The sequence below is a fragment of the Amycolatopsis sp. NPDC051061 genome, assembly GCF_040682935.1.
Classification (GTDB): domain Bacteria; phylum Actinomycetota; class Actinomycetes; order Mycobacteriales; family Pseudonocardiaceae; genus Amycolatopsis.
The window spans coordinates 62,890-67,588 of record NZ_JBFBBZ010000050.1 but is presented as its reverse complement, the minus strand read 5'-3'; the positions used below and the strand labels follow the sequence as shown (position 1 = coordinate 67,588).

Here is a 4,699-nt window from a genome sequence, read left to right as displayed (position 1 = left end):
GGGCTGGCTGCACACCTACAATCACCATCGCGGCCACACCGCACTCGCTGGCAAACCACCCGCCAGCCGCGTCCCCAACCTCACGGGTCAATACAACTAGCCGAGGAGGCCCATCAACGCGATCGTGATGAGCACCACGGCGGGGGCGAGGGCGTTGATCCAGGCGCGCTGGGCGGGGGTGAGGGCGGCGGTGCTGTTCATGGCGTTTCCTAGGGCCGAAACCGATGCTTCCGCCCTGCTCAGCGCGCTGATCTTGATGTTCGTTAGCTGCTGTGAGCGAACTCACCGAGGGCGCTCAGCCGTCCGGGTGACGGCGGGAGCGGACCGTGAACCACAGCACACCGCCCGCCGCCGCCACCATCGTCGCGAACGCTGCCGTGCCGACCACGATTGCCTGAGTCATCTCGTCTCCCTCCCGAAGGTCTGGTAACCGAGAGACGCCAAACCGTCGCAAAGGTGCACTCAGCGTTACCGAGATCACAGATCGGCGAGCACCGAGTCGATCTCGGCCGCCAGTGAGAAGTCCTTCGCCGTCAACCCGCCCGCCGAATGCGTCGAGAGCCGGAACGTCAGCGTGCGCCAGCGGATGTCGATGTCGGGGTGGTGGTCGGCGGCCTCGGCCAGCACCGCCACGCGGTCCACCACCTCGATCGCCTGCGGGAAGCTCGCCAGTTCCACCTCGCGGGAGATCACCGCGCCGGACCTGGTCCAGTTGCCGCCCAGAGCATGATCGGCCGCGGAGTCGCTCAAGATTTCCGTCATGCCTCCATCGTCCTGCGTCCTGGACTACGCTGCACGGTTGCCACGGGAGTCCGGTCGAGCCGGGCTGAGAGGCGGGGTCACCCGCGACCGTTCGCACCTGACCGGATCATGCCGGCGAAGGGAGGGCTTTCCCTCCTCGTCCGGTGAAGTGCAGGAGGGGTAGATGAAAAGCAGGGCTGTGCGCGCCGCGACGGCCATCGTCGCCGTCAGCGCCGTCGCCGCGGGGTGCTCGCTGTCGGACGGTGACGGTGGCACGCAGCAGACGCCCACCGTCACCCTCGTGACGCACGACTCCTTCCTGGCGCCGCAGGAGGTGCTCGACGCCTTCCAGAAGCAGTCGGGCATCAAGGTCTCCGTGCTCAAGCAGGGCGACGCCGGCTCGCTGACCAACAAGCTCGTGCTGACGAAGGCCAACCCGATCGGCGACGTCGCGTACGGCGTCGACTCGACCTTCGCCTCGCGCGCGCTCGCCGAGGGTGTCTTCGAGCCCTACACCAGCCCGGAGGCCGACCGCGGGCCGCAGCGCTACGCCGTCGACCCCGAGCACCGGCTCTCCGCCGTCGACGTCGGTGACGTCTGCGTCAACGTCGACACGAACTACTTCACGGCGAAGGGCATCCCGGCGCCGGCGTCGTACGACGACCTCGCCGACCCGAAGTACAAGGACCTGCTGGTCGCCGAGGACCCGGCGACGGCCTCGCCCGGGCTCGCGTTCCTCCTCGGCACCGTCGCGAAGTACGGCGAGGCCGGCTGGAAGGACTACTGGACGAAGCTGAAGGCCAACGGGCTCAAGGTGGTCAGCGGCTGGGAAGAGGCCTACACCAAGGACTTCTCCGGCTCGTCCGGCAAGGGGTCGCGCCCGATCGTCGTCTCGTACGCCTCTTCGCCGGCCGCCGAGGTCGGCGACGACGGCAAGCCGCGCACCAAGGCGCTGCTCGACACCTGCTACCGGCAGGTCGAGTACGCCGGTGTGCTGGCGAACGGCAAGCAGGCCGAGAACGCGCGCAAGGTCGTCGACTTCCTGCTCTCGCAGCAGTTCCAGGCGACCGTGGCGGCCAACATGTACGTCTACCCGGCGCGCCAGGGCGTCGACCTGCCCGCGGGCTGGGCGCAGGTCGCGCCGCTGCCGCAGAAGCCGCAGACGCTGACGGCGGACCAGGTCCAGGCCGGACGCGAGAAGTGGATCGGCGAATGGCGCACACTCGTGCAGTCGTAAGCCCGCCGCGGACCGCCCGCGGGCTGGGCCTGGCGCTGCTCGGCCTGGCCCCGATCGGGTTCCTGGTGGTGTTCTTCGCCTGGCCGGTGCTCGCGATCATCGGACGCGGGTTCGCCGCGGGCGGGCTCGACGACGTCCTCGGCGACGCGCGGACGTGGCAGCTCGCCGGGTTCACCATCGCGAGCGCGGCCGCGTCGACGGTGGTGGCGGTGCTGGCCGGACTGCCGGTGGCGTTCCTGCTGGCCCGGGTGAAGCTGCCCGGCGCCGGCCTCGCGCGGACGCTCGTGCTGGTGCCGTTCGTGCTGCCGACCGTCGTCGTCGGCCTGGCGTTCCGGGCCCTCTGGCCGGACGGCGGCGTGCTGCCGATCGTGCTGGCCAACGCGTTCTTCAACGTCGCCGTCGTCGCGCGGACCGTCGCCGGGCTCTGGGCGCGGCTGGACTCGCGCACGACCGACGCCGCCCGCGCGCTGGGCGCGTCGCCGTGGCGGGCGTTCCGCTCGGTGACGCTGCCCGCGCTGGCCCCCGCGATCGCGTCCGCGGCGGCCGTCGTGTTCCTGTTCTGCGCCACGAGTTTCGGGGTCGTGCTGATCCTCGGCGGCGCGCGCTACCGGACGCTGGAGACCGAGATCTACCTGCGGACGGTCGACCTGCTCGACCTCTCGGGTGCGGCGGCGCTTTCGCTGATCCAGTTCGCGGCCGTGGTCGCCGCGCTGGTGCTCGGCGGGCTGGCGCGGCGGCGCAAGGACGGCGCCCGGATCGGTTCGACCCGAGCACGTCGTCCCCGCGGCGGCGAGTGGTGGGTCGTCGGCGCGGCCGGCGTCGTGCTGACGCTCCTGCTGACGCCGATCGTCGCGCTGCTCGCCGAGTCGGTCTCCACTCCGGATGGTTGGAGCCTCGCCGGTTATCGAGCGTTAACGAGCACCGGAGAGAAGGGCGCGCTGCAGGTGTCCGGCTGGGATGCCGCGGTGAACTCGCTGAAGGTGGCGATCGACGCCACGCTGCTCGCGATGGTCGTCGGCGTGCTCGCGTCCGTGGTGCTCGTGGCGCTGCGCCGGTCGCCGGCCAAAGCCGCGCGCGGGCTCGGCGAGACCATGGACGCCGTGCTGATGCTGCCGCTCGGGGTGTCCGCGGTGACCGTCGGGTTCGGTTATCTCGTGACGCTCGACGCGCTGCCCGGCGACCTCCGGACGTCGCCTTACCTTGTACCACTCGCGCAGGCGCTGGTGATCATCCCGCTGATCGTCCGCATGGTGCTGCCGGTGCTGCGCTCGGTCGATGTCCGATTGCGGCAGGCCGCGTCGACGCTCGGCGCGAGCCCGCTGCGGGTGTGGCGGGAGATCGACCTGCCGCTGACGCTGCGGCCGCTGGTCGCCGCGGCCGGGTTCGGGTTCGTCGTGGCGCTCGGCGAGTTCGGTGCGACGAGCTTCCTGGCCCGGCCGACCGCGCCGACGCTGCCGGTCGCGATCGCGTCGCTGATGGGACGTCCGGGAGAGCTGAACAACCGGATGGCGTACGCCGCGTGCGCGCTGCTGATGCTCGTGACGGTGCTGGCGGTCACGCTGATCGACCGGCTGGGACACGACCGGCTGGGCCGCGGCCGGGTGGGAGAGTTCTGATGGCGCTGTCGGTGCGGGACCTGACCGTCCACTACGGATCGTTCGCGGCGGTGCGCGACGTCCGCCTGGACATCGCCGACGGTGAGGTGCTGGCGCTGCTCGGGCCGTCCGGGTCGGGGAAGTCGACGCTGCTGCGGGCGATCACCGGCCTCGAGCCGTCGGCGCGCGGCGCGGTGAGCTGGGACGGCGACGACCTCGGCGCGGTGCCGGTGCACCGGCGCGGGTTCGGGCTGGTGTTCCAGGACGGCCAGCTGTTCGGCCACCGCGACGTCGCCGCGAACATCGCTTTCGGCCTGCGGATGCACGGCGTGCCCCGCGCGCAGTGGGCATCGCGGGTGGCTGAGCTGCTGGCGCTGGTCGGGCTGTCGGGCTTCGAGAAGCGGCGGGTCACGGAGCTTTCCGGTGGCCAGGCGCAGCGAGTGGCGCTGGCTCGTGCTCTGGCACCCGAGCCGCGGCTGTTGCTGCTCGACGAGCCACTGTCCGGTTTGGACGCGGGGTTGCGCGAGCAGCTGGCCATCGACCTGGCGGACCTGTTGCGGCGCAGCAAGATCACGGCGTTGCTGGTGACGCACGACCAGGAGGAGGCGTTCACGCTGGCCGACCGGGTCGCGGTGCTCGACGCCGGCGAGGTCCGCCAGGAGGGCGCGGTCCGACGGGTCTGGCGCAATCCGGCGGACGACGACGTGGCCCGGTTCCTCGGCGTGACGACGTTCGCGGACGGCGTCGTGGCGGGCGGCGTGGTGCACACGTCGCTGGGGGAGGTGGCGTTGCCGGAGATCGAGGACGGCCCGGTGCGGTTGGGGCTGCGGCCGCACGCCCTGCGGACGGCCGCGGCCGGCATCGGGGGTGAGGTCGTGGCGGCGGTGCACCGCCGCGAACACGTGCGGCTGGTGGTGCGGCTGGCGGAGTCCACTGTGGACGCGGTGGCACCGGCGGCATCTGATTTGCGCGCCGGGGACGCGGTGCGGCTGGAACTCGACCCCCACGGCGTAGCGGTGGTCGGCCGGTCGTGGGGGGTGTGGGGGGGGGGAAACCCCCCGGAACCAAAAACCAACCAGAAAGCAAGCCGGGGGGGGGGGGGGGGGTGGGGCACCCCCAGGCCCGA

General features: G+C 71.8%; 3 protein-coding genes, 1 pseudogene and 1 riboswitch. Of the genes and pseudogenes, 3 read left to right on the top strand and 1 reads right to left on the bottom strand.

Annotated elements, in window-relative coordinates:
- Positions 1–477 precede the first annotated feature (477 nt).
- Entirely contained in the window at positions 478–762 is a 285-nt protein-coding gene (locus tag AB0N03_RS42485; protein ID WP_364385004.1) for a 4a-hydroxytetrahydrobiopterin dehydratase, read from the bottom strand.
- Between the two features lie 32 nt (positions 763–794).
- Positions 795–903, top strand: a riboswitch (TPP riboswitch).
- 22 nt (positions 904–925) lie between these two features.
- Between AB0N03_RS42485 and AB0N03_RS42480 the strand changes: the two genes are divergently transcribed.
- The 3 genes and pseudogenes from AB0N03_RS42480 to AB0N03_RS42470 all read left to right on the top strand — a co-directional run.
- Positions 926–1,978 (top strand): thiamine ABC transporter substrate-binding protein, encoded by a 1,053-nt coding sequence (locus tag AB0N03_RS42480; protein WP_364385001.1) that lies wholly within the window; start codon positions 926–928, stop codon positions 1,976–1,978.
- A 44-nt stretch (positions 1,979–2,022) separates the two neighbouring features.
- Positions 2,023–3,594 (top strand): iron ABC transporter permease, encoded by a 1,572-nt coding sequence (locus tag AB0N03_RS42475; RefSeq protein ID WP_364385031.1) that lies wholly within the window; start codon positions 2,023–2,025, stop codon positions 3,592–3,594.
- A pseudogene (locus tag AB0N03_RS42470) lies at positions 3,594–4,598 on the top strand (ABC transporter ATP-binding protein); the annotation flags it as partial. The gene AB0N03_RS42475 and the pseudogene AB0N03_RS42470, both read left to right, overlap by 1 nt.
- Positions 4,599–4,699 lie beyond the last annotated feature (101 nt).

Excerpts from the sequence above, each read along its gene's own strand:
- AB0N03_RS42485 (WP_364385004.1), bottom strand. The coding sequence starts at position 762 with ATGACGGAAATCTTGAGCGACTCCGCGGCCGATCATGCTCTGGGCGGC.
- AB0N03_RS42480 (WP_364385001.1), top strand. The coding sequence starts at position 926 with ATGAAAAGCAGGGCTGTGCGCGCCGCGACGGCCATCGTCGCCGTCAGC.